This is a genomic window from Kitasatospora sp. NPDC059327, assembly GCF_042752535.1.
In the GTDB taxonomy this organism is placed as follows: Bacteria; Actinomycetota; Actinomycetes; order Streptomycetales; family Streptomycetaceae; genus Kitasatospora.
Map to the genome: position 1 here is coordinate 102,626 of NZ_JBHYYB010000003.1, position 23,883 is coordinate 126,508.

Annotated in this window: 19 protein-coding genes; 3 read left to right on the forward strand and 16 right to left on the reverse strand. The window is 72.5% G+C overall.

The annotated features are described in order from the left end of the window. Nucleotides 1–146 precede the first annotated feature (146 nt). Complete coding sequence (locus ACFXHB_RS02930) at nt 147–1,094, forward strand: A/G-specific adenine glycosylase (RefSeq protein ID WP_380571545.1); 948 nt, start codon at nt 147–149, stop codon at nt 1,092–1,094. A 110-nt stretch (nt 1,095–1,204) separates the two neighbouring features. Here ACFXHB_RS02930 and ACFXHB_RS02935 read toward each other — a convergent pair whose 3' ends face one another. Beyond that, a complete protein-coding gene (locus ACFXHB_RS02935) occupies nt 1,205–2,812 on the reverse strand; it encodes an MDR family MFS transporter (RefSeq protein ID WP_380571546.1) in 1,608 nt (535 codons plus the stop codon). Nucleotides 2,813–3,049: 237 nt separating this feature from the next. Here ACFXHB_RS02935 and ACFXHB_RS02940 point away from each other — a divergent pair, with 237 nt between their 5' ends. Continuing rightward, the gene (locus ACFXHB_RS02940) at nt 3,050–3,676 is read left to right on the forward strand and encodes a TetR/AcrR family transcriptional regulator (RefSeq protein ID WP_380571547.1); all 627 of its coding nucleotides are present in this window, start codon (nt 3,050–3,052) and stop codon (nt 3,674–3,676) included. 185 nt (nt 3,677–3,861) lie between these two features. Here the strand turns inward: ACFXHB_RS02940 and ACFXHB_RS02945 are convergent, their stop codons facing one another. Further along, nucleotides 3,862–4,794: a M23 family metallopeptidase gene (locus tag ACFXHB_RS02945; protein WP_380571548.1), complete on the reverse strand. Its 933-nt coding sequence runs from the start codon at nt 4,792–4,794 to the stop codon at nt 3,862–3,864. A 361-nt stretch (nt 4,795–5,155) separates the two neighbouring features. Here ACFXHB_RS02945 and ACFXHB_RS02950 point away from each other — a divergent pair, with 361 nt between their 5' ends. Then, nucleotides 5,156–6,325, forward strand: coding sequence for a threonine aldolase family protein (locus ACFXHB_RS02950; protein ID WP_380571549.1), 1,170 nt, complete (start codon nt 5,156–5,158; stop codon nt 6,323–6,325). Between the two features lie 138 nt (nt 6,326–6,463). Here the strand turns inward: ACFXHB_RS02950 and ACFXHB_RS02955 are convergent, their stop codons facing one another. From ACFXHB_RS02955 to ACFXHB_RS03020, 14 genes are all read right to left on the reverse strand, one after another. Continuing rightward, entirely contained in the window at nt 6,464–8,818 is a 2,355-nt protein-coding gene (locus ACFXHB_RS02955; RefSeq protein WP_380571550.1) for an immune inhibitor A domain-containing protein, read from the reverse strand. A gap of 351 nt (nt 8,819–9,169) precedes the next feature. After that, on the reverse strand, nt 9,170–11,689 hold the full coding sequence (locus ACFXHB_RS02960; RefSeq protein ID WP_360634506.1) for an ATP-dependent Clp protease ATP-binding subunit: 2,520 nt from the start codon (nt 11,687–11,689) through the stop codon (nt 9,170–9,172). A 700-nt stretch (nt 11,690–12,389) separates the two neighbouring features. Beyond that, nucleotides 12,390–12,740, reverse strand: a complete 351-nt coding sequence (locus ACFXHB_RS02965) for an Lsr2 family protein (RefSeq protein WP_380571551.1) — start codon at nt 12,738–12,740, stop codon at nt 12,390–12,392. Nucleotides 12,741–12,832: 92 nt separating this feature from the next. Continuing rightward, nucleotides 12,833–13,369: an amino-acid N-acetyltransferase gene (locus ACFXHB_RS02970; RefSeq protein ID WP_380571552.1), complete on the reverse strand. Its 537-nt coding sequence runs from the start codon at nt 13,367–13,369 to the stop codon at nt 12,833–12,835. A 9-nt stretch (nt 13,370–13,378) separates the two neighbouring features. Further along, nucleotides 13,379–13,816 carry a BlaI/MecI/CopY family transcriptional regulator gene (locus ACFXHB_RS02975; protein ID WP_380571553.1) on the reverse strand — a complete coding sequence of 146 codons (438 nt, stop codon included), beginning with the start codon at nt 13,814–13,816 and terminating at the stop codon, nt 13,379–13,381. A 117-nt stretch (nt 13,817–13,933) separates the two neighbouring features. Next, nucleotides 13,934–14,056, reverse strand: a complete 123-nt coding sequence (locus tag ACFXHB_RS02980; protein WP_329488349.1) for a hypothetical protein — start codon at nt 14,054–14,056, stop codon at nt 13,934–13,936. Nucleotides 14,057–14,060: 4 nt separating this feature from the next. After that, complete coding sequence (gene lysX / locus ACFXHB_RS02985) at nt 14,061–15,620, reverse strand: bifunctional lysylphosphatidylglycerol synthetase/lysine--tRNA ligase LysX (protein ID WP_380571554.1); 1,560 nt, start codon at nt 15,618–15,620, stop codon at nt 14,061–14,063. A gap of 149 nt (nt 15,621–15,769) precedes the next feature. Then, nucleotides 15,770–16,471, reverse strand: coding sequence for a hypothetical protein (locus ACFXHB_RS02990; protein ID WP_380571555.1), 702 nt, complete (start codon nt 16,469–16,471; stop codon nt 15,770–15,772). Nucleotides 16,472–16,601: 130 nt separating this feature from the next. Further along, the gene (locus ACFXHB_RS02995; RefSeq protein ID WP_380571556.1) at nt 16,602–17,837 is read right to left on the reverse strand and encodes an ABC transporter permease; all 1,236 of its coding nucleotides are present in this window, start codon (nt 17,835–17,837) and stop codon (nt 16,602–16,604) included. Then, entirely contained in the window at nt 17,834–18,529 is a 696-nt protein-coding gene (locus ACFXHB_RS03000; RefSeq protein WP_380571557.1) for an ABC transporter ATP-binding protein, read from the reverse strand. Before ACFXHB_RS03000 ends, ACFXHB_RS02995 begins: the two co-directional genes overlap by 4 nt. Continuing rightward, nucleotides 18,526–20,091 (reverse strand): peptidoglycan-binding protein, encoded by a 1,566-nt coding sequence (locus tag ACFXHB_RS03005; protein ID WP_380571558.1) that lies wholly within the window; start codon nt 20,089–20,091, stop codon nt 18,526–18,528. Before ACFXHB_RS03005 ends, ACFXHB_RS03000 begins: the two co-directional genes overlap by 4 nt. A gap of 323 nt (nt 20,092–20,414) precedes the next feature. After that, nucleotides 20,415–21,200, reverse strand: coding sequence for a type III pantothenate kinase (locus ACFXHB_RS03010; RefSeq protein ID WP_380571559.1), 786 nt, complete (start codon nt 21,198–21,200; stop codon nt 20,415–20,417). Between the two features lie 36 nt (nt 21,201–21,236). Continuing rightward, nucleotides 21,237–22,199 (reverse strand): carboxylating nicotinate-nucleotide diphosphorylase, encoded by a 963-nt coding sequence (gene nadC / locus ACFXHB_RS03015; RefSeq protein ID WP_380571561.1) that lies wholly within the window; start codon nt 22,197–22,199, stop codon nt 21,237–21,239. Nucleotides 22,200–22,201: 2 nt separating this feature from the next. Then, nucleotides 22,202–23,875 (reverse strand): L-aspartate oxidase, encoded by a 1,674-nt coding sequence (locus ACFXHB_RS03020; protein ID WP_380571563.1) that lies wholly within the window; start codon nt 23,873–23,875, stop codon nt 22,202–22,204. Nucleotides 23,876–23,883: the final 8 nt, after the last annotated feature.

Consider the following 23,883-nt stretch of genomic DNA (forward strand, 5'->3'; position numbering starts at 1 on the left):
TCACCAACACCGCACACTCGCCCCTTCCTTCACATGATCCGCCATATGAGCCGTTCGGGGGAGACTCGGCGCCGGCTTTTCGAGGGGATCCGGACTCCACTCCTCCGCTTCGGCGGGCGCCGCGGCCGTGGGAGGATCGAAGGGCCATGGCTGCCATCACCGTCACCCCCGCCGTCCCCGCCCCCGCGTCCGCGACGGCCGCCCCGCCGCCGTTGTCCCTGCCGTTGCCGTCGCTGCACTCCACCGTCCTCGGCTGGTACGACGCCCACGCCCGCGAGCTCCCCTGGCGGACCTCGGAGGCCTCGCCCTGGGCGGTGATGGTCAGCGAGTTCATGCTTCAGCAGACCCCGGTGAAGCGGGTGCTGCCCGCCTACGAGGCGTGGTTGGAGCGCTGGCCGACGCCCGCCGACCTGGCGGCCGACGCGCCCGGTGAGGCGGTCCGGATGTGGGGCCGGCTGGGCTACCCCCGGCGGGCGCTGCGCCTGCACGGAGCGGCGGTGGCGATCACCGAGCAGCACGGCGGGCTCGTCCCGGACGACCACGCGACGCTGCTCTCGCTGCCCGGAGTGGGGGAGTACACGGCGGCGGCGGTGGCTTCGTTCGCCTTCCGGCAGCGGCACGTGGTGCTGGACACCAACGTCCGGCGGGTGTTCGCCCGCGCGGTGACGGGGGTGGAGTACCCGGCCCAGGCCACCACGGCGGCCGAGCGCCGCACGGCGGCCGCGCTGCTGCCGGACGACGCCGGGACGGCGGCGACCTGGGCGGTCGCGGTGATGGAGCTGGGGGCGCTGGTGTGCACGGCGCGCGGCCCGGAGTGCGGCGGCTGCCCGCTGTTCAGCCACTGCGCCTGGCAGCGGGCCGGCTGCCCGCCGTACGACGGTCCGGCCCGGCGCGGCCAGACCTACGAGGGGACGGACCGGCAGGTCCGCGGGAAGCTCCTCGCGGTGCTGCGGGACGCGCACGGCGAGGTCGTGCAGGCCCGGCTGGACGCGGTCTGGCCGGACGCGGTGCAGCGGGCCCGGGCGCTGGACGGGCTGGTCGCCGACGGCCTGGTCGAGCCGGTCGAGCAGGGCGTCTACCGACTGCCGCGGTAGCCGGGGCACGCGCCGCCCGGGGCCGGTGAGCGGGCCGCCGGGCTCCTGCCGTCCGGGGCCGGAGACAGCACGTCCCCCCTCCCGCGGCGGGAGGGGGGACGTCCGGTGTGTCAGATCGCGACGGCCTCGACGGTGGGCTCGGCGCCCTTGTCGTCGCCCTTCGCCGGCGAGCCGGCACCGCGCAGCGGCACCTCGCGCATGAAGACCGCGGCGGCGACCGCGATCACCGCGACCCCGGCGCCCCAGAGGAAGACGGTGTGCATGCCGTTGGCCACGGCGTGGTGGTACGCGTCCTGGACCGGGGCGGGCAGCTCCCGGAGCGCGGCCGGGCTCAGGGAGCTCGGGTCGCCCTTGCCGCCGCCGTTGGCGGCCGCGTCGCCGAGCCGCTCCTTCATCGTCGCGGTGACCCGGTTGTTGAACAGGGCGCCGAACAGCGCCACACCGAAGGAGCCGCCGATGGTGCGGAACAGGGTGGCGGTGGAGCTGGCCACGCCCATGTCCTTGAGCTCGACGCTGTTCTGCGCGACCAGCATGGTGATCTGCATCAGGAAGCCCATGCCGGCGCCGAGCACCACCATCCAGCAGGCGGAGGTGAAGCTGCTGGTCGCGGTGCCCATGGTGGAGAGCAGCACCATGCCGGCGGTCATCACGATCGTGCCGATGATCGGGTAGATCCGGTACTTGCCGGTCTTGGTCACCGCCTGGCCGACCACCAGCGAGACGACCAGCATGCCGAACATCATCGGCATCAGCAGCAGGCCGGAGTTGGTGGCCGAGGCGCCCTGCACGGTCTGCTGGTAGAGCGGCAGGAAGACGGTCGAGCCGAACATCACGAAGCCGACCACGAAGCCGATCAGTGACACCAGGGTGAAGTTCAGGTTCTTGAACAGGTCGAGCGGCAGCATCGGCTCCTGGACCCGCTGCTCGACGTAACAGAAGGCGATCAGCGTGGCGGCGGCGAGCGCGGCCAGGCCCAGGATCTGCTTGGAGCCCCAGGCGTACTCCTGGCCGCCCCAGGTGGTGATCAGGGTGAGCGCGGTGATGCCGGTGGTGAGCAGGACCGCGCCGAGGTAGTCGATGCGGGCCTTGCTGCGGACCTTCGGCAGCTTCAGGGTGACCATGACGACGGCGAGCGCGACCACGCCGAGCGGCAGGTTGATGTAGAAGGTCCAGTGCCAGCTCAGGTGGTCGGTGATGAAGCCGCCGACGAGCGGGCCGCCGATGGTGGCGAGCGCCATCACCGCGGCGAACATGCCCTGGTACTTGCCGCGGTCACGCGGCGCGACCAGCGCGCCCATGATCGACATCACGCCGACCATCAGACCGCCGGCGCCCAGGCCCTGGAGGGCGCGGAAGCCGATCAGCTCGTTCATGTTCTGCGAGAGGCCGGAGAGGGCCGAACCCGCGAGGAAGATCACGATCGAGGTGAGGAAGGTGCCCTTGCGGCCGTAGAGGTCGCCGAGCTTGCCCCAGATCGGGGTGGAGGCGGCGGTGGCCAGGGTGTACGAGGTCACCACCCAGGACAGGTGCTCGGCGCCGCCGAGGTCACCGACGATCGTCGGCATCGCGGTGCCGACGATCAGGTTGTCGAGCATGGCCAGCAGCATGGTGACGACCAGGCCGATCATGACCAGGCGGATCTCGCGGGGGGAGCGCGGGGGCTCCTCCTCGGCCGTCTTCGTTTCCGGTGCCGGGGTGTCGGCCTTGGGTTGGGACATGGGTGGGTGTCTCCCGGACTGGAGGCGGACGACCGTTCTGCGCTGCGTACGGCTTACTTACTTGTCGCCCGGCTAGTTTGTGGACCGTCGGCACGGTAGGTTGTTCACTAGCCGGTCGTCAAGCCAGTTTCTCGGCGGGCCCCCCGGGCGGCGAGAATGAGTTCGGACAGGCGTTGGACCGGCGCCCGCCGAACGCAGCAGCCGCAGCAGTCACCGACGCAGTCAACGAGGCAGGCCATGGGTACGACGCACAGCCCCCGCAGCGACACCCGGGCCCGTATCGTCGCGGTCGCACTGGAGCTCTTCTCCGAACAGGGGTACGAGCAGACCTCGCTGCGGGAGATCGCCGACCGCCTCGGCGTCACCAAGGCCGCGCTCTACTACCACTTCAAGACCAAGGACGACATCGTCCACGGCATCGTGCAGAGCATGGCCGCGCCGATCGACGACACCATCGCCTGGGGCCGCGACCGGGCGTGGACGCCCGAGCTGCGGGACGAGCTGATCCGGCGGTTCGCGGCGGGCATGTCGGAGCGGGCCCCGCTGCTGCGGTTCTTCCACGAGAACCAGCCCGCGCTGCGCGACTCGCCGGCCGGGCTGGAGTTCAAGGAGCGCATGATCGCGATGGTCCGGCTGGTGCACGGCCCGGGCGCCACCTTCGAGGACCGGCTGCGTGCCGCGATGTCGCTGTTCACCATCAACTCGGCGCTGTTCCTGGTCAAGCAGGACGCCTCCGAGTGCAAGGAGCCCGGCCACATCCCGGAGAACGCGGTACCGGCGGCCGGCGTGGAGGAGGCGATGGTCGCCGCGCAGCGGGTCGCGCTGGAGATCGGCGCCCTGGTGAATCCCCCGGCGCGGGGCTGACCGGCCCGCCGGCCCACCTTCGCCGGCCCACGACGCCCGAGGGGCGGACCGACCGGTCCGCCCCTCGTCGTACGCCGCGACCCGTCGTACGCCGCGACCCGTCGGCCGGTGCCCCCGGCAGTCGGTGCCCTCGTCGGCCGGTGGCTCGCGAGCCGGTGACTCGCGAGCCGGCGGCCCCGCCGTGCTCAGAAGCCGGTGACCCCGTGCCCGGAGAGGTAGGCGATCGGGTTGACCACCGCGCCGTAGTGGTTGCTGGAACGGATCTCGAAGTGCAGGTGGGGCCCGGTCGAGTTGCCGGTGTTCCCGGACCGGCCGATCTGCTCGGCGGCCGACACCCGGTCGCCCGCCGACACCGAGATCGACGACATGTGCGCGTACTGGGCGTACCGCCCGTCGGCCAGGCGCAGTACGACCTCCTTGCCGTAGGCGCCGTCCCAGCCGGCCGACACGACGGTGGCGTTGCCGACCGCGAGCAGCGGGGTGCCCGGCTTCACCGCGAAGTCCACCCCGGTGTGGTAACCGGCGGCGTACTCCGGGTTGGCCACGCCGTACGGGTTGCTGGTCGGCGCGCCCGGCACCGGCGCGGACCACTCCGGGGCGGGCGCCGGCTCCGGTGCCGGCTCGGGCGCCGGAACCTGGTCGGGTGCCGGAACCTGGTCGGCGGAGGGCGCGGGCGCGGCCGGCGGCTCCGGGGGCAGCAGGTTGGCGGCCACCGCCACGTACTGCTGCGCCGAGCCGTGGTCGTGCGGGAGCCGGTACGCGCTCGGTCCGGCGACCTGCACCGGGGCGGCGGCCGGCACCGCGCTCGGCGAGGCGGTGAAGGCCGAGCTGCCGGGGGTGGTGGGTATCACCGTCTGCGCCGAGGCGCTGCCCGGGGCGGCGACCAGCAGGGCGCCGGACAGTATCACCGCGCTCGCGCCGATCGCGGTGACGGTGCGGTGGCGGTCGGTCCCGAGCCCGCCGCCGGGCAGGGTGTGGCGGGGGACGGTGAGCGTGCGCAGCGGAGCGGCGTGGGTGCGGACGGCCTGGCCGAGCCTGGGCTGCCAGGCCGCCGCCTGGGCCGCCGCGAGGGCGGCGAGGCGGCGGAGGGCCGGCCCCACGGGCGGGACGGAAGACATCGGGTAGCTCAACCTCACGGTCGTACGGGGGCGGCACAACGAGCCCGTTCGGGCGTGCTGAGCGGGGGACCACTCAGGTGTAACCGTCACCGAGCGGACTCCCAAACGGTGTGACGTACTACGGCGTGTAGTCAGCGTCGCGCCGGAGATTCAAGCCGACGGAGTAACGATCATGTGATCCGACCGTCTGTTCATGGCCCGGGCGTTCCCGGGGCTCGCCGTACCGCACTACTACCGCCGCTCGTACGACGGTGGGCGCTTGTGACCAGTGCCACCCGGCCCGGGGGTTTGGCGGCTCCCGGGCGAGGCCCGTCGTGTCCGTACCGCTGACCCGGAGCCCTCGCTGCGGGACCATCGACGCATGTATCCCAACAGGAGCGAAGAGACCGAAGGCAGCCGGGGGCCCAGCGCTCAGGAACGCCGTTACGCCGCACTGCGCGCCTGCGAACGGCTGCTCTCCGGCACCCGGCCGCGAAGCCTGCGTGAGCGGCTCGCCGCCCTGGCCGAGGAGGGCGAGCGGGTGTACGACCTGGACCGCCGGCCGGACCAGTACGGCGACGGCGTGGTGCGGGCCCTGGAGCAGCGGGTGGCCGGGCTGCTCGGCACCGAGGACGCGGCGTTCTTCCCCACCGGCACGATGGCCCAGCAGGTCGCGCTGCGGATCCACGCCGAGGCCGCCGGAGTGCCGACGGTGGCCACGCACCCGCTCGGCCACACCGAGCTGCACGAGCGGCACGCGCTGACGCAGCTCGGCGGGCTGCGCAGCGTCTGGCCCACCACCGCGCCGCGGCTTCCGACGGTGGCCGAGCTGCGGGCCTTCGACGAGCCCTATGCCGCGATGATCCTGGAGCTGCCGCTGCGCGAGGCCGGGTTCGTCCTGCCGTCCTGGGAGGACCTGCTGGCCGTGGCCGCGGTGGTCCGGGAGGAGCACGGCGCCGCGCTGCACCTGGACGGGGCGCGGCTCTGGGAATCGGTGGTCCACTTCGGCCGCCCGCTGCCGGAGCTGGTCGCACCGGCCGACTCGGTCTACGTCTCCTTCTACAAGACGCTCGGCGGGATCAGCGGCGCCGCGCTCGCCGGTCCGGCCGCCTTCGTCCGGACCGCCAAGGCCTGGCGGCACCGCTACGGCGGCCAGCTCTTCCAGCAGTGGCCGGCCGCGCTGGCCGCGCTGACCGGCCTCGACCGCGAACTGCCGCGCCTGGGCGAGTACGTCGCGCACGCCAAGACCGTCGCGGCGGCGCTCGCCGAGGGCGTCGCGGGGGTCCCGGGCGCCCGGGTCCACCCGGCCGCGCCGCACACCCACCAGTTCCAGCTCTGGCTCCCGCACACCCCCGAGGAGCTGGACCTCGCGGGTCTGCGGTTGGTGGAGGAGACGGGGTCGGCGCTGTTCGGGGCCTGGCGTGAGCAGGGCCTGCCGGGGTTGTCGATGACGGAGGTCACGGTGGCCGCGGACGCGCTGGAGTGGACCGCGAAGGACGTGGCGGAGGCGGTGGGCGCCTTCCTCGCGCTGCTGCCGGAACGGCCCCGCTGACCGGAGGCCGGGTGGCCCGGGGCCGTCGTGCGGGCCGTCGCGGACAAGCGTCCGGCCCGCCCCCGCGGGTGCGGGGACGGGCCGGACGGGTGTATCAGGGGTGCCTGGTCAGAGGCTGATCGTCACTGCTCGATTCGATCAGTTGTCGACCGGGCGGACGCGGATCCAGGTCTCGAGGTAGTTCGAGGACTCGTTCTCGACCTCGATGCTGGTGCCGGTCTTCGGGACGATGACGCTGCTGTACGGGTTGTCCTTCGACCAGTACGACTTGAGGTCGCTGAACTCGTCGACGCCCTTGGCCTTCGGGACGACCGTCTCGACGCTGTTCTTGTGCAGGGACAGGCTGTCGACCTTGCGCGAGCCGAAGGTCGAGTCGTAGCCCTGGATGCGCGGGCGCATCAGGGTGCCGTCGTTCCACTTGAGCGGGGTCGGGTGCGAGTCGATCGGGAGGATCAGACCGGAGCCCGGGTGGTTGGTGACGTTGTTGTCACTCTGGGAGGTGTCCCACAGCCAGATCAGCAGACCCTGCTGGTAGGGGTAGTGCTCCACCCAGTTCGGCTTGGTGTTGGCGAAGCCGAAGTTGTACGGGCCGGTCTTGAGGGTCCGGTCGTACGAGATGTGCTGGCGGTTCTCGGCGATGTAGTACTGGGCGTAGTCGTTCGAGAACGAGCCGGTGATCCGGGAGAAGCCCTTGGGGGTCCAGCCGTTGTCGCCGTTCTCGGCACCGTCGGTGAAGACGGTGGCGCCGTCGGCGGTGATGGCGATCTCGTCCAGGGCCAGGCCCTTGAGGTGCAGACCGCCGTCGGTGGTGTAGTGGAACCGGACCTTGACGGCCTTGCCCGCGTAGGCGTCCAGCGGGAACGACAGGTCGCCCCACTTGTTGCCCGAGTTGCCGGTCAGGCCGGCCTTGTTGGCGGCGTTCTTCGGGATCGCGACCCCGTTGAAGGTGCCGTCCAGGGCGGTCCAGTTGGCGCCGCCGTCGGTGGAGACCTCGGCGTAGCCGTAGTCGAAGTCCTGCTCGATGTCGTACCAGCCCTTGGCCGTCAGCGCGCCGGCGGTCTTGCCGGTCAGGTCGACGTCACGGGTCAGCGACACGTTCAGGTCGTCGGCGCTGCCGCTCCACCACTCGTTGGCACCCGCGAACGGGGTGTTGACGGTGGTGGTGACCTTCTTCTTCGGAAGGTCGACGACCAGCGCCTGCGGCAGGGCGGTGTTGAACTCCACCGGGCCGATGTGGTGGGTCGACTCGGTGCCGGCCGTGGCCTTGTCGTACTTCAGCCAGCCGAGCTGGAGCTTGCTCCAGGCGTCGAGGTCGTTCGGCATGTCACCGATCGAGTTCTTGCCCTCGCCGAGCCAGGAGCCGGAGGACATCAGCGACCAGAAGCCGACCGAGTTGTCGATCCCGCTGCCCGAGGTGTCGTACAGGTCCGGCAGGCCCAGGTCGTGGCCGTACTCGTGGGCGAAGACACCGAGGCCGCCGTTCTCCGGCTGCATGGTGTAGTCACCGATCCAGATGCCGGTGGAGCCGACCGGGGTGCCGCCGAGCAGGTTGTCGGCGGGGCCGGTCGAGCCGGCCGCGGTGCCGTAGACGTACGAGCGGTGGGCCCACAGCGCGTCAGTGCCCTGCTTGCCGCCGCCCGCCGACTGGTCCTCACCGGCGTGCACGATCTGGAAGTGGTCGATGTAACCGTCGGGCTCGTTGAAGTTGCCGTTGTGGTTGTAGTCGTACCGGTCCCACTGGTCGTACTGCGCGATGGTGGCCTTGATCTGAGCGTCCGTCTGGCCCTTGGCCTTCTGGTCGGCGACCCAGGCGTTGATGCCGTCGCGGATCAGGTCCTGCGCGTTGTTGCAGACGTGCTGGCCGCAGTAGTCCGAGCCGTAGCGGGCCTCGTTCCACGGCACCTTCACCCAGTCGGTGACCTGGCCGTCCACGGTGTAGCGGCCCGAGGACTGCTTCTCGTAGAAGGTCTTCAGCGAGTCCTGGGTCTTGCTGAAGTACATGTCCTGGTAGTGCTGCTGGTTGTAGTCAGCCTGCCAGAGCGTCGAGTTGTTGGTCGCCGCGTCGGGCTTCTCGATCTGGTTGTGCTGCGGACCCGGGGTCCCGCCGAACTTGACCTTGCCGTCCGGCGTCTTCGTGGTGTTGTCCACCTGGTCGCTGAAGTCGACCAGGATGGTGAAGATCTTGTCCGTACGCTCACGGGCGAGCTCGACGTACTTGTCCTTGCCCAGCTTGATGCTGGTGCTGCCGCCGTGCTCCTCGACCTTCGCGGTGCCGGCGAGCAGCTGCTCGGTGGCGGCCTTCTGCTCGGCCTCGACCTTCTCGGTCAGCGGGCCCGGCAGGTTGTGGTCGGTCTTGACCGACTGGACAGCGTCAGCAGGGTCGTTCGGGACGGGTGCCGAGCCGGCCGCGGTGGCCACGCTCGGGAACAGACCCGCACCCAGAGCGGTTATGACCGCCCCGGCCGTGACGGCCGCGGCGGCTTTCCTGGTCATCTTCAACGTTGTGACGTCCTCCCCAAACCGGTCCGGCTCTTGGCCTTCCGGTAAACCAATGAAAGACAGGTGGACGACATTTGATCCAAGCGTGGACGGAAAAGATAGACCTTGACCGTGACATGGCTACGGCGCTATGCTCCGCGACCCACTATCAGCTGACGATCCGTCAACATCGTTGGCATTAAAGATGGCTGCTCGGTCGATCGCACCCGGACCGCCGCCCGACCAGGCCTCCGACCTGCGAGCTCGTGGGGTGGATCACAGCTTTCGGCGCGGGGCGCAAAACGTCTGGGCCCCCGGCGCGAACGCCGGGGGCCCAGATTGTGCGCTGTTATCTGTTAACTGTTACTACTTCGTCAGGTCCGGACCAGGCGAGGCCACCGCGGCCGGAGTGTCGGCGACCGCGGACTTCTCCTCGCCGCGGAAGGTGAACTTCGCTTCCTTGCCCTCGCCCTCGACGCCGACGACCACGATGTGGCCGGCCCGCAGCTCGCCGAAGAGGATCTTCTCGGAGAGGTGGTCCTCGATCTCGCGCTGGATGGTGCGGCGCAGCGGTCGGGCACCCAGCAGCGGGTCGTAGCCGCGCTTGGCGAGCAGCTTCTTGGCCTCGATGCTGAGCTCCAGGCCCATGTCGCGGTCCCGGAGGCGGCCGTCCACCTTGTCGATCATGAGGTCGACGATCTGGATGATGTCTTCCTCGGACAGCTGGTGGAACACCACGATGTCGTCGACGCGGTTCAGGAACTCGGGGCGGAAGTGCTGCTTGAGCTCCTCGCCGACCTTCGCCTTCATCCGCTCGTACCCGGTGGTCGAGTCACCCGTGGCCGCGAAGCCCAGGTTGAAGCCCTTGGAGATGTCCCGGGTGCCGAGGTTGGTCGTCATGATGATGACGGTGTTCTTGAAGTCGACCACGCGGCCCTGGGAGTCGGTCAGGCGACCGTCCTCCAGGATCTGCAGCAGCGAGTTGAAGATGTCCGGGTGGGCCTTCTCCACCTCGTCGAAGAGGACGACGGAGAACGGCTTGCGGCGGACCTTCTCGGTCAGCTGCCCGCCCTCCTCGTAGCCCACGTAGCCGGGGGGCGAACCGAAGAGCCGGGAGACGGTGTGCTTCTCCGAGAACTCGGACATGTCGAGCGAGATGAGCGCGTCCTCGTCGCCGAAGAGGAACTCGGCGAGCGTCTTGGACAGCTCGGTCTTACCGACGCCGGACGGGCCGGCGAAGATGAACGAGCCGCCGGGACGCTTCGGGTCCTTGAGGCCCGCGCGGGTGCGCCGGATGGCCTGGGAGAGCGCCTTGATGGCGTCCTTCTGGCCGATGACGCGCTTGTGCAGCTCGTCCTCCATGCGCAGCAGCCGCGAGGACTCCTCCTCGGTCAGCTTGAAGACCGGGATGCCGGTGGCGGTGGCCAGGACCTCGGCGATGAGCTCCTCGTCGACCTCCGCGACGACATCCATGTCGCCGGCCTTCCACTCCTTCTCGCGCTTGGCCTTGGCCTGCAGGAGCTGCTTCTCGTCGTCGCGCAGGGACGCGGCCTTCTCGAAGTCCTGCGCGTCGATCGCGCTCTCCTTCTCGCGGCGCACGTCGGCGATCTTCTCGTCGAACTCGCGCAGGTCCGGCGGCGCGGTCATCCGGCGGATGCGCATCCGGGAGCCGGCCTCGTCGATCAGGTCGATGGCCTTGTCCGGCAGGAAGCGGTCCGAGATGTAGCGGTCGGCCAGGGTGGCGGCGGCGACCAGGGCGGCGTCCGTGATGGAGACCCGGTGGTGGGCCTCGTAGCGGTCGCGCAGGCCCTTGAGGATCTCGATGGTGTGCGGCAGCGACGGCTCGGCGACCTGGATCGGCTGGAAGCGGCGCTCCAGCGCGGCGTCCTTCTCCAGGTGCTTGCGGTACTCGTCGAGCGTGGTGGCACCGATGGTCTGCAGCTCGCCGCGGGCCAGCATGGGCTTGAGGATGCTGGCGGCGTCGATGGCGCCCTCGGCGGCGCCCGCGCCGACCAGGGTGTGCAGCTCGTCGATGAACAGGATGATGTCGCCGCGGGTGCGGATCTCCTTGAGCACCTTCTTCAGGCGCTCCTCGAAGTCACCGCGGTAGCGCGAGCCGGCCACCAGGGCGCCCAGGTCCAGCGTGTAGAGCTGCTTGTCCTTGAGCGTCTCCGGGACCTCGCCCTTGACGATCGCCTGGGCCAGGCCCTCGACCACGGCCGTCTTGCCGACGCCGGGCTCACCGATCAGCACGGGGTTGTTCTTGGTGCGGCGGGACAGCACCTGCATGACCCGCTCGATCTCCTTCTCGCGCCCGATGACCGGGTCGAGCTTGGCCTCGCGGGCGGCCTGGGTGAGGTTGCGGCCGAACTGGTCCAGGACCAGCGAGGTCGACGGGGTGCCCTCGGCGGGCCCGCCGGCCGTGGCCGACTCCTTGCCGCCGCCGGTCTGGTAGCCGGAGAGCAGCTGGATGACCTGCTGGCGCACCCGGTTGAGGTCGGCCCCGAGCTTCACCAGGACCTGGGCGGCGACGCCCTCGCCCTCGCGGATCAGGCCGAGCAGGATGTGCTCGGTGCCGATGTAGTTGTGGCCGAGCTGCAGGGCCTCCCGGAGCGACAGCTCCAGGACCTTCTTGGCCCGGGGGGTGAAGGGGATGTGACCGGACGGGGCCTGCTGGCCCTGGCCGATGATCTCCTCGACCTGCTGGCGAACGGCCTCAAGAGAAATCCCGAGGCTCTCCAGGGCCTTAGCGGCGACACCCTCACCCTCGTGGATCAGACCCAGGAGGATGTGCTCGGTGCCGATGTAGTTGTGGTTGAGCATCCGGGCTTCTTCCTGAGCCAGGACGACAACCCGCCGCGCGCGGTCGGTGAACCTCTCGAACATCGTTTATCGCTCCTCAGAGCGGTCGGGCAGTTCGGGGTCGGTCCCCGCCCTGTCCTTCCGCATGCTAGTCCCGCTCAGCGGCGCGGCCCACGGATTCACTCCCCGGTACGGGAGCGAGATGCTGCGCGACCAGCCGACACCAATCCCAACCTGATGCTGGGAGACGGTGTTCCCACAGGTGGGCCGGATGCACCAGATACCGCTACGCCATCGGCGAACAACACCGGCCCGGGCGGATCCGGACGGTCTCCGGCGGGTCGCACGTACTGCCCCGGACGGTGCCCCTGGCGCCGTCCACCTGCATTCATACCCGGTATCGGGGCGGTTCTCGCGCAGTTTCCGCGGTGGCGGTGTTCGCCTGGCGAGAAGTCGGCCGGCGGTGACGGTGGGTCAGCTCCGACCGTCGGGGTCGGTAGGCCATCCCGGTGGTGTCGGCGTTACCGCTTCGCCCCTACAGCGTTGCACAGCTCGTGATTGTTCCGCCGCCCGATCCGGTGCTGCCCGGCCGGGTGCCCGAAGGGGCGCCCGTGCCCGGGGCCGCCGCCGTGTCCGCGGGGCCGGACGGACGGGTCGGGCGGGCCGGACGGGCATGCGCCGCAGGGCGCGGAGAAGATTCCTCCGCGCCCCGCGCATGTGCCAGGTACGCCTCGGGCGACCCCTGGAGCCCCGCACCCGCTCCGGCGGTCCGGCGTGGCCGGAATCAGGCCGCGTTGGCCTTGTCGTAGGCCTCGCGGACGGTGCTCGGCACCCGGCCGCGGTCGTTGACCTCCAGGCCCTGCTCCTTGGCCCACGCACGGATCTTGGCGGTGTCCGGCGCGCCGCCGGCCGGGCGCGGAGCCGTGCCGCGGCCCGGGCGGCGGGCGCCGGCGAGCCGGCCGCTCTGCTTGCGGCCCTTGTCCACGTAAGGCGCCAGCAGACCGCGCAGCTTGTCCGCGTTGGCGCTCTTCAGATCGATCTCGTAGGCAACGCCGTCGAGCGCGAACGTCACCGTCTCGTCCGCCGAACCGCCGTCGAGATCGTCTTCAAGAATGACCTGCACCCTCTGTGCCACGGGCTTCCCTTTCCGCTAAACGACCCATTGCCTAAGGAAAGGAAAGCGCCTTTCTCCGGAAAACACAAACCCCTGCCCGGGTCGGGAGCCGCTCACAGGTGCAGCAGCATGCGTGAGTTGCCCAGTGTGTTGGGCTTCACCCGCTCCAGGTCGAGGAACTCCGCGACACCTTCATCGTACGAGCGGAGAAGTTCTTCATAGACATCCGTAGCGATCGCCGCCGGGTCTGTCGTACCATCATCGGTTTCCTGGGCCTCGCCGATCTCGACGAAACCGTGTTTCGCGAAGAAGGGCACCTCGAACGTCAAGCAGAAAATCCGACGGACGCCGAGCCAGCGCGCGGTCTGCAGCAGCTTCTCCAGCAGGAGGTGTCCGACGCCGTGGCCGCGGCAGGACGGATCGACCGCGAGCGTGCGCACTTCGGCGAGGTCCTCCCACATCACGTGCAGTGCGCCGCAGGCCACGACCGCCCCGGTGTCGTCGCGTTCCGCGACCCAGAACTCCTGCACGGATTCGAACAGGGTGACGGTGGGCTTGTCGAGCAGAATGCCGTCGCGCGAGTAGGCGTCGATGAGCCCGCGCACTGCCCGCACGTCCGTGGTCCGCGCCCGGCGGATGGTGACCTCCATGGCGGGACGTTATCGTGCCGGCCCCGCCCCGGTCTCCCCGGTATCCGTCCCGGATTCCGCCGAGTCCGGCCCCACCGGATCGGGCGGGAACAGAGCGGCCACCCGCAACGCGTCGCGCAGCGCCTCCCGTTGCTCGGGTGACATCAGGCCGAAGAAGTGCACCAGGGCGGCCGCGGGATTGTCGCTGGTGGCCCAGGCGTCGTTCATCAGGGCCGCCGTGTACGCCTCGCGGGAGGAGACCGGTTCATATCGATAGGCCCGCCCGACGCGGTCCCGGCGCAGCCAGCCCTTTCTGTGCAGCTTGTCCAGGACGGTCATCACCGTGGTGTACGCGATTTCGCGTTCCGACCGCAGATCCAGGAGAACCTCGCGAACCGTGACCGGTCGGTTCCACTGCCACACCCGGGTCATGATGGCGTTCTCAAGTTCGCCGAGTTGCCGGACCATAGTGCGGCCAGGATAGGGAGTGAATGGGGCAAATCTTGTGAAGTGCCGCAAACCGGCGCGCCGCCACCCCCGGAATCGGGAATGACGGCGCGCCGGTGCTCGCGGCCGGTGACGGGGTCAGTCGACCGCGTCCTCCTTGGCCTTCTGGGCCCCGCCCTGGCTGCGGATGATGGCCCGCACCAGGAAGCCGAAGCCGATCGCCATGACCAGCGGCGGGACGATCGCGCTGACGTAGTCCATCAGGTCACTCCTCCTCGGTCTTGTCCGCCGCGGTGGCGGCGGACGCCTTGGGCTCCGGCTTCACGAGCGGGAAGAGCACGGTCTCCCGGATGTTCTTGCCGGTGAGCAGCATGATCAGGCGGTCCACCCCGAGGCCGAGGCCGCCGGTGGGCGGCATCGCGTACTCCAGGGCCCGCAGGAAGTCCTCGTCGACCTGCATCGCCTCGACATCGCCGCCGGCCGCCAGCAGGGACTGCGCGGTCAGCCGGGCGCGCTGCTCGACCGGGTCGACCAGCTCGGAGTAGGCGGTGCCGATCTCGGTGCCGAAGATGACCAGGTCCCACTTCTCGGCCACGCCCGCGATCGAGCGGTGCCGGCGGGTCAGCGGGGAGACCTCGGTCGGGTAGTCCTTGATGAAGGTCGGCGCGACGGCGTTCTCCTCCAGCAGGCGCTCGACCATCTCCAGCACGATCTGGCCGTGGCCCCAGTCCTTCTCGAACGGGATGCCGTGCTCGGTGGCCAGGCCGCGCAGCTCCTCCACCCCGGTCTCCGGGGTGACCTCGGTGCCCAGGTGCTTCGAGATGCCCGGGTAGACGCTCACCTCGGCCCACGGCTCGGCCAGGTCGATCTCGTGCTCGACGCCGTGCGGGTCCAGGCCCCGGATCACCGTGGTGCCCAGCGCGTCCCGGGCGGCGTTGATGATCGTCGCCCGGATCAGTTCGGCCTGGGTGTCGTAGTCGCCGTAGGCCTCGTAGGACTCCAGCGAGGTGAACTCGGGGTTGTGGGTGGAGTCCGCGCCCTCGTTGCGGAAGTTGCGGTTGATCTCGAAGACCTTCTCCGCGCCGCCGACCACCAGTCGCTTGAGGTACAGCTCGGGGGCGATGCGCATGAACAGGTCGATGTCGTACGCGTTGATGTGGGTCTTGAACGGACGCGCGTTGGCGCCGCCGTGCACCGGCTGCAGCATCGGGGTCTCGACCTCGATGTAGCCGCGCTCCTCGTAGGTGCGGCGGATCGAGCGGACCACCTTGCTGCGCAGGTGCAGGATCTCGCGGGCCTCGGGGTTGACGATCAGGTCGACGTACCGCTGGCGGACCCGGGCCTCCGGGTCGGTCAGGCCCTTGTGCTTGTCGGGCAGCGGGCGCAGGCACTTGGCGGTGAGCGCCCAGGCGTCCACCATCACCGACAGCTCGCCGCGGCGGGAGGTGATCACCTCGCCCTCGACGCCGACCTGGTCACCGAGGTCGATGTCGGACTTCCAGGCCGCCAGCCGCTCGGTGCCCAGCTTGTCCAGGGAGAGCATCACCTGGAGGTCGCCGCTGCCGTCGCGCAGGGTGGCGAAGCAGAGCTTGCCGCCGGTGCGGGAGAGGATCACCCGGCCGGTGATGCCGACCCGCTCGCCGGTCGCGATGTCCGGGGCGAGGTCCGGGTGCTTGGCCCGCAGGTCGGCGATGGTGCTGGTGCGGGGGAAGCCGACCGGGTACGGGTCGATGCCGGCCGCCCGGAGCCGGTCCAGCTTCTCGCGCCGGACGCGCATCTGCTCGGGGAGGTCGTCGGTCGCGGGGATGGGGCTCTGATCGCTCACCCCACCAGGGTAGCCAGCCCCGGAGCGGCGATCCGCCACGGGTTGGCCGTGCCGCGCGGCCGGCGGGCGGCGGCCGCCCGTCGCGTACGGCCGCGCGGAAGAGGGGGAGACCGTCGGAGCGGTCTCCCCCTCTTTCGCGGGCGGCCCGGTCAGCCGGTGCCGGTGGCCAGCTCCAGCTCCTCGGCGGCGGCGGGCGGCGCGGGCCGGACCGGGGGCTTGGGGCGACGGCCGAAGAGTTCGGCGGGGGTCGGCATCCGGTGGGGGCGGGGCGGGGTCCGGGGGGCGTCGGGCTGCTCTGCGCCGGGCTCGGTGCTGCTCATCGGGATCCGTCCTCCAACAGGGGTGGGGAGACTGCTCGGGGGTGCGGCGGGGCTCGGTACGGCGACGAGGTGGCGCTGACCGGTGGTGAGGGCGAGCCGTTCGCGGACGGCTGCCTCGGCCAGTGCGTGACAGCGCCCGGCCAGCCGCGAGCGGCGGGACCGCTCGTGCTGGCCGCACGGCTGACGGGTCAGGCCGCGCAGTGCGGTGAGGTCCTCGGGCCCGGGGAGGTAGCCGTCGGTCACCGCCTCCTCCAGGCGTTCCAGGTACCCGGCGGCGCTGCCGGGCAGCGCCGCCCGGTAGCGGCCGAGGTCGGCGAGCAGGAAGGCGCGCAGCCGGCCGCCCTCCTGGACGGCCTCGTCGATCGCCTCGGTCAGGCGCAGGGCGTCCTGGACGTCCTCCGCCCACAGCTCGGCGCCGGCGCCGGCGAACGGCAGCCGGTCCGGGACGTGGAGATGGGCGGGGACGGCGGGGTGCAGGGCTTGGGCGAGGGCGCGGCGCAGCACGCGGACTTCGTCGGCGCTGAAAGCCATGCCGCCGCGCGATCCGTGTGGCGTAGGCATGAGCTGACACTACGTGAGGAATATCCGATTTGTCGGTAACGTCGCGCCGATCCCCCACGTTTGGCCCGGTGAATGTCCGGTGGACGAAGGGCCCGGCCGCTCAGCGCCGCAGCGCCTCGGCCGGCTGGATCCGGGCCGCGCGCCAGGCCGGGTAGGCGCCGGCCAGCAGACCGGTGACCAGCCCGACCGCCGGGGCGGCGGCCACCGTCGCCGGGGCCACCACCGGGGTCCAGTCCCGGGCCAGCGCCACGCCGAGCACCGTCAGCACCCCCAGTGAGCTGCCGACGAGGCCGCCGAGCAGGCCCACGGACGCCGACTCGCAGAGGAACTGGCCGGTGATGTGGCGGCCCCGGGCGCCGAGCGCCCGGCGCAGGCCGATCTCGCCGGTCCGTTCCAGCACGGCGACCAGGGTGGTGTTGGCGATCCCGGCGGCCCCGATCACCAGGCAGATCCCGGCGAGCAGCAGGAAGAGCCGGTCGAGGTCGGAGGTGACGCCCGAGCGCAGGGTGCGCGGGTCCGGCGGCGGCAGCGCGGTGAAGCGCTCCGGGTGGGCCGGGTCCAGCGCGAGCGCGGCCTCGTCGGCGATCTGCCGGGCGGCGCCGATCCTGGTGGTGACCAGCATGCTCGCCCGGTCCTGGGTGGGCCCGCCCCAGAGCCGGGCGGCGGTCCCGCGCGGCACCACGACGGACAGCAGCAGGTCGGGCCCCCGGCGCGCGTCGTCGACGATGCCGATGACGGTGAACGGGCGGCCGGCCAGGAAGACGGCGGGCTGGGTGTCGAGCGTGCCGATCCCGAGCCGGGCGGCCAGGGCGGAACCGAGCACCGCCACCTGCCGGCCGGTGGTGTCGTGCCAGGCGTCGAAGGTCCGGCCCTGGGCCAGGTGCGGCTCGACCGCCGTCAGGAGACCGGCCGAGGCCGCCAGCACCGGGATCTGCTCGCCGCCGGCCGGCCGGCCCACCGGGGCGGCCCGGACCGACCCGGCGGGCAGGCGCACCGGCCAGTGGACGCCGGCCGCCTCGACGCCGTTCAACCGCCGGATCCGGTCGTCGGCGTCGGCGGGGAAGGAGAGCCCGGTGAGGTCCGGCCGCGGGCCGCCGGTGTCCCGGACGGTCACCTCGGTCGCGGTCAGCACGCTGAAGCGGGAGTCGATCTGGGAGGAGGCGGTGGCCGTCAGCCCGAGGACGGCGACGAAGGCGCCGACCCCGAGGACGGTGCCGAGGCCGGTCAGCGCCGAGCGGGCGGGCCGCTGGAGCACCCCGGCGAGGGCCTCGGCGAGCAGGTCCCGCAGCGGCAGCCGGGACGGCTCGACGACGCGGGCGCGGCGGCGGGACCTCATGGCGCGCCCACCTCCCGCAGCACCCCGTCGCGGATCGCCACCGTCCGCCGGCCGCGGGCGGCCACCTGCGGGTCATGGGTGATCAGCAGGACGGTCAGGCCCTGGGCGTGGAGCTCGTCCAGCAGGGCGAGGACGGACCGCGCGGTGACGGTGTCCAGATTGCCGGTCGGCTCGTCGCAGAGCAGCAGCGCGGGGCGCCCGACCAGCGCGCGGGCGATCGCGACCCGCTGCCGCTCACCGCCGGAGAGCCTGGTCGGCAGGGCGTCCGCCCGGTGGTCGAGGCCCACCCGGGCCAGCGCCTCGCGGGCCCGCGCCCGCCGTTCGGCGGCCGCCCGGCGGCCCCGCGCGGCGGTGTAGAGCAGGGCGAGGGCGACGTTCTCCGCCGCCGAGCGGTGCGGCAGCAGGTGGAAGGACTGGAAGACGAAGCCGATCCGGCGTCCGCGCAGCGCGGCGCGCTCGCCGTCCGGGAGCGGGCCGGTGTCGATGCCGTCCAGCAGGTACCGGCCGGTGGTGGGGGTGTCCAGCAGGCCGGCGATGTTGAGGAAGGTGGACTTGCCGGAGCCGGACGGGCCGGTCACGGTGACGTACTCGCCCGGGTCCACGGACAGGTCGCACGGGGTCAGCGCGACGACCGGGGGCGGCCCGGGGTAGGTCAGGCCGACCTGGCGGAACTCGACCAGGGGGGTGCTCACCGGGTGCTGTCCCGCACCCCGACGATCACCTGGTCGCCCGGTGCGAGCGTGTCCCCGCCCAGCGGGCGCACCTCCGTGCTGCCGCCGCCGACCATGCCCGGGGCCACCTCGACCCGGCGGCGCTCTCCGGCCCGGTACACCGTCACCACCGTCCGTCCGTCCGCCGTCGCGGAGACGGCGGAGAGCGGGACGACCAGCACCGGGCCGGAGGAGGAGGCGGCCCGGACGGTGAGGCGGACGTCCTGGCCGGCCAGCCGCGGGTCGAGCGGGGCGTCCGGTTCGACCACCAGCGGGTAGCCGGAGCGGTCCGCACCCGGCTGCCCGGCGCCGACGGTGCCCGTGCCGCCGGCCGGGGGGAGCCCGTCGCCGGGGGCGTCGGCCACCGAGGCCACCGTGGCGGTCGCGGTGGTCCCGGTCACCTCGGAGAGGATCTCCACCTGCTGGCCCGGGCGGACCAGGCCCTTGTCGGGGGCGGTCAGGCTGCCCCTGACGACCAGCGCCCCGGCCGAGACCGTCAGTACCGTGCCGGTGACCTCGCCGCCGACCCGGCCGGCGACGGTGGCCACCCGGGCCGGCAGGCCGGGGAGGAAGAGCAGCTCGGCGGCGGGGACCATCGGGCCGACGGCGGCCCGGACGTCGGTGGCCTTCCGCCGGATCCTGGCGAGGTCCTCGCCCGCGCGGGTCACCTGTTTGCGGGCCGTCTCGACGGCGGCGCGGGCGGTGTCCACCGGGTTCTCGCCGGCCGGGGCGGCGGTGTCCGGGGTGGGTGGCACGGTGGTCGGGGAGGCCGCGTCCTCGGCCTCCTGCCGGGCCCGCTGGGCGGCCAGCGCGTCGTCGAGCCGCTTCTGCGCGGCCTTCAGCGCGTCCTTGCCGTCCGCCAGGGCCCGCTCGCCGCCGGTCACCGCGTCCTGCGCGGCCGACACCTGGGCGTCCCCGTCCGGAGAGGCCGGCAGCGGGTCGTAGCCGTGCGCGGCGTAGAAGGCCGTCACCGCCGCCCCGGTGGCCGCGCCGTAGCGCCCCGCCGGGTCGCCGTCCGCGGCGAACCCGAGGGCCTTCAGGGCCTGTTGGAGCTGCTCGACGTCCTGTCCGGCGGCTCCCGGCCGGAGGTCCCGGTACACCGGGAGCTCGCCCCGGAGGGCGAACACCGGCCGCCCGGCCACCTCCAGCACCGACTGCCCGGCCGCGACCTGGTCGCCGGCCCGCACCGGCAGTTTGGTGACCACCGGTCGCGCGCCAGCCGGTCCGCCGCTCCCGGTCGGCGCCACCTCGACCGTGCGGCCGGCGCCGACCTGGCCGCGGAGCACCACCGAGTCGGTCAGCACGCGCCGCTCCACGACGGCGGTCAGGACGTCCGCCGGCGGTGGCGCGGTCTCGGCCGCCGCCTGCGCGGGGGACCTGATGACCAGGGAGGCCGCCAGCCCGGCGGTGGAGACGGCCGTCGCGGCCACCACGACCACCACCAGCAGCAGCCGGCGGCGCCGTCGCGGCCCGGGGCCGGCGGAGCCGGCGGGGTCGGCCCCCGGGTCGTCCGGAGCCGCTCCGGACCTCTCGACGTTCGACACGCCCCACCCTCGATCCGGCTGCCGGACCGCCCGGACGAGCGGCCCCCTACGGTTCGCCCGCCCCGTGCGTGACGGGGCGGCAGTGTGTCCGGCCGGGTGGACGGGCTCCCCGGGCGGGCCCGGTCCCGGCCCGCACCCCCCGGTGCCCATCGGCCTCCCCCGGCCGCCGGTCCGGCGCGTTGCCCGGCCCGGGGCGTGAAACTAACACAGCGCGGGGCCGCGTCGGCCGGGAACGCGAGAAGGGGACGGAAAGCGCGGCGCATGTCCCGCCCGGGGGGATCCGGTGCCCGCCGCAGGGGTGGCGGGCCCGGTGAAGTCCGGTGTCAGCTGGGCCGGTTGCGCTCGTACACCAGGCGCAGGCCGATCAGGGTCAGCCACGGCTCGTGGACGTCGATGGTGCCGGCCTCGCCGAGGACGAGCGGGGCCAGCCCCCCGGTGGCGATGACCTGGACGTCGTCCGGGTCCTTGGCGAGCTCCTTGGCCATCCGCTCGACCAGGCCGTCGACCTGGCCGGCGAAGCCGTAGAGGATGCCGGACTGCATGCCCTCGACGGTGTTCTTGCCGATCACGTTGCGGGGCCGGGCCAGCTCGATCTTGCGCAGCTGGGCGCCGCGCGCGCCGAGCGCCTCCACCGAGATCTCGATCCCGGGGGCGATCGCGCCGCCGACGTAGTCGCCGCGGGCGTTGATCGCGTCGAAGGTGGTGGCGGTGCCGAAGTCGACCACGATGCACGGGCCGCCGTACAGGTGGTTGGCGGCCAGCGCGTTGACGATCCGGTCGGCGCCGACCTCCTTGGGGTGGTCCATCAGGACGTGCACGCCCGTCTTCACCCCCGGCTCCACGATCACCGCGGGGACGTCGCCGTAGTAACGGCGCGTCACCTCGCGGAACTCGTGGAGCACGGAGGGGACGGACGAGCAGATCGCCAGGCCCTCCACCGCGGCCTCGTTGACCGCGGTGTGCGAGCCCATCAGGCCCTGCAGGAGCACCGCCAGCTCGTCGGCCGTGCGGCGCGGATCGGTGGAGATCCGCCAGTGCTCGACCACGTCCTCGCCGTCGAACAGGCCGAGCGTGGTCTGGGTGTTGCCGACGTCGATGGTGAGCAGCATGGGGTGCTTTCTGCGTGAGGGGTGATCAGAGGGTGATCAGGCGCGCAGATCCAGGCCGATGTCCAGGATCGGCGAGGAGTGCGTGAGCGCGCCCACGGCCAGGTAGTCGACCCCAGTCTGGGCGACCTCGCGCGCGCTGGCCAGGGTCAGTCCGCCGGACGCCTCCAGCCGGGCCCGCCCGGCCACCAGCTCGACGGCCTGCTTCAGCTGCGGCACGGTGAAGTTGTCCAGCAGGACGAGGTCGGCCCCGGCCTCCAGGACCGGCGGGATCTGCTCCAGGGTGTCCACCTCGACCTCGACCGGCAGGTCGGGGTAGGCGGCCCGGACGGCCCGGAACGCCTCGGCGACGCCGCCGGCCGCGATCACGTGGTTGTCCTTGACCAGGGCCGCGTCGGAGAGCGCCATCCGGTGGTTGGCGCCGCCGCCGCAGCGGACCGCGTACTTCTGCAGGGCCCGCAGGCCCGGGGTGGTCTTGCGGGTGTCACGGACCACCGCGCCGGTGCCCTCCAGGGCGTCCGCCCAGGCGCGGGTCGCGGTGGCGATGCCGGACAGGTGGCAGAGCAGGTTGAGCGCGCTGCGCTCGGCGGTCAGCAGGTCACGGGTGCGGCTGCGGACGGAGAGCAGCACCTGGCCGGCCTCGACCCGGTCACCGTCCTGGACGTGCCGCTCGACCTCGAACTCCTCCTCGCAGACCAGCGAGACGACCGCCTCGGCGATCCGCAGACCGGCCACCACACCGGCCTCGCGGGCGGTGAAGTCGGCGGTGGCGACGGCGTCGGCGGGCACGGTGGCGACGGAGGTGACGTCCTCGCCGCCGGCCAGGTCCTCGGCCAGCGCCAGGGTGGCGATGTCCTCGACCTCGATCGGGTCGAGGCCGGCCTCCTCCAGCAGCTCGGCGAGCTGGGGGTCCAGGCCGGTCTCGTAGCCGTCGCCGTCCCCGCACGCGCAGCCGTCGCCGCAGCCACCGGCCATCGGGAGTTCCTCGTGGGAGTGGGTCATGGTTACTGCTCCTCAGGGGTGCTGACAGGATCGCCGGAGGCGGTGAGGGTAAGGATCAGATGGCGCTGCCAGTGGGCGTCGTCCCGCTCGGGGAAGTCCTCGCGCCAGTGGCAGCCGCGGGTCTCGGCACGCTGCGCGGCGGCCGCCACCAGCGCGGTGGCGACCAGCAGCAGGTTGGCGGCCTCCCAGGTCTCCACCCGGGGGTCGGCCGGCTTCTCCTCGACGACGTGCGCGACCGCCTGCTCGGCGAGCAGGGTGAGCCCGGCGGCCGCGTCGGCCATCGACGCGGCCGAGCGCAGCACACCGGCCCCGCGCGACATCAGCCGCTGGACCTCGGCGCGCGCCTCGGGCGCGGGCAGCGGCACCGGGTGGGCGGCGCGCGCGGCGGCGACGTCCACCGAACGCTCGGGCAGGTCGTCCGCGCGGTGCCGGGCGGTCAGGTCGGCGGCGATCCGCTCGGCGAAGACCAAGCCCTCCAGCAGCGAGTTGGAGGCCAGTCGGTTGGCGCCGTGCACCCCGGTGCAGGCCACCTCGCCGCAGGCGTACAGGCCGGGGACGGTGGTGCGGCCGGAGAGGTCGGTGCGGACGCCGCCGGAGGCGTAGTGCGCGGCCGGGGCGACCGGGATCGGCTCGGTGACCGGGTCGATGCCGTGCGCCCGGCAGGAGGCGAGGATGGTCGGGAACCGCTGCTCCCACATCTCGGCGCCGAAGTGCCGCCCGTCCAGGTACATGTGCTCGGTGCCCCGGAGCTGCATCTGCCGGGTGATGGCCTTGGCGACGATGTCGCGCGGGGCCAGCTCGGCCAGTTCGTGCTGCCCGAGCATGAAGCGGGTGCCGGTCGCGTCGACCAGGTGCGCGCCCTCGCCGCGGACCGCCTCGGAGACCAGCGGCTGCTGGCCCTCGGCCTCCGGGCCGAGCCACAGCACCGTCGGGTGGAACTGGACGAACTCCAGGTCGGTGACCTCGGCCCCGGCCCGCAGTGCGAGCGCCACGCCGTCACCGGTGGAGACCGCCGGATTGGTGGTGGCGGAGAAGACCTGGCCCATGCCGCCGGTGGCCAGGACCACCGCGCGGGCCCGGATGGCCCCGACGCCGTCGCGCTGGCCCTCGCCCATCACGTGCAGGGTGAGGCCGGCGGCGTGCCCGGCGGCGTCGGTGAGCAGGTCCAGGACGAGGGCGTGCTCGATCAGCTCCAGGCCCGGGTCGGACCGGACGGCGGTGACCAGGGCGCGCGATATCTCGGCGCCGGTGGCGTCCCCGCCGGCGTGCGCGATCCGGCGGCGGTGGTGGCCGCCCTCGCGGGTGAGCAGGATCTCGCCGTCGTCGCCGCGGTCGAACGCGGCGCCGGTGGCGATCAGGTGGCGGACGGCCTCCGGACCCTCGGTCACGAGGGTGCGCACGGCCTCCTCGTCGCAGAGCCCGGCGCCGGCCACCAGGGTGTCGTCCAGGTGCTGCTCGGGGGTGTCACCCTCGCCCAGGGCGGCGGCGATGCCGCCCTGGGCCCAGCGGGTGGAACCGTCGTCGAGCATCGCCTTGGTGACCACCACGGCCCGCAGGCCGGCTTCGCGGACGTTGAGGGCGACGGTGAGGCCGGCCACGCCGGAGCCGACCACGACGACGTCGGTGGTGGTCGTCCAGCCGGGGGCGGGGGCGGTGAGGCGGTGCGTGGCGGGCATGGCGTTCA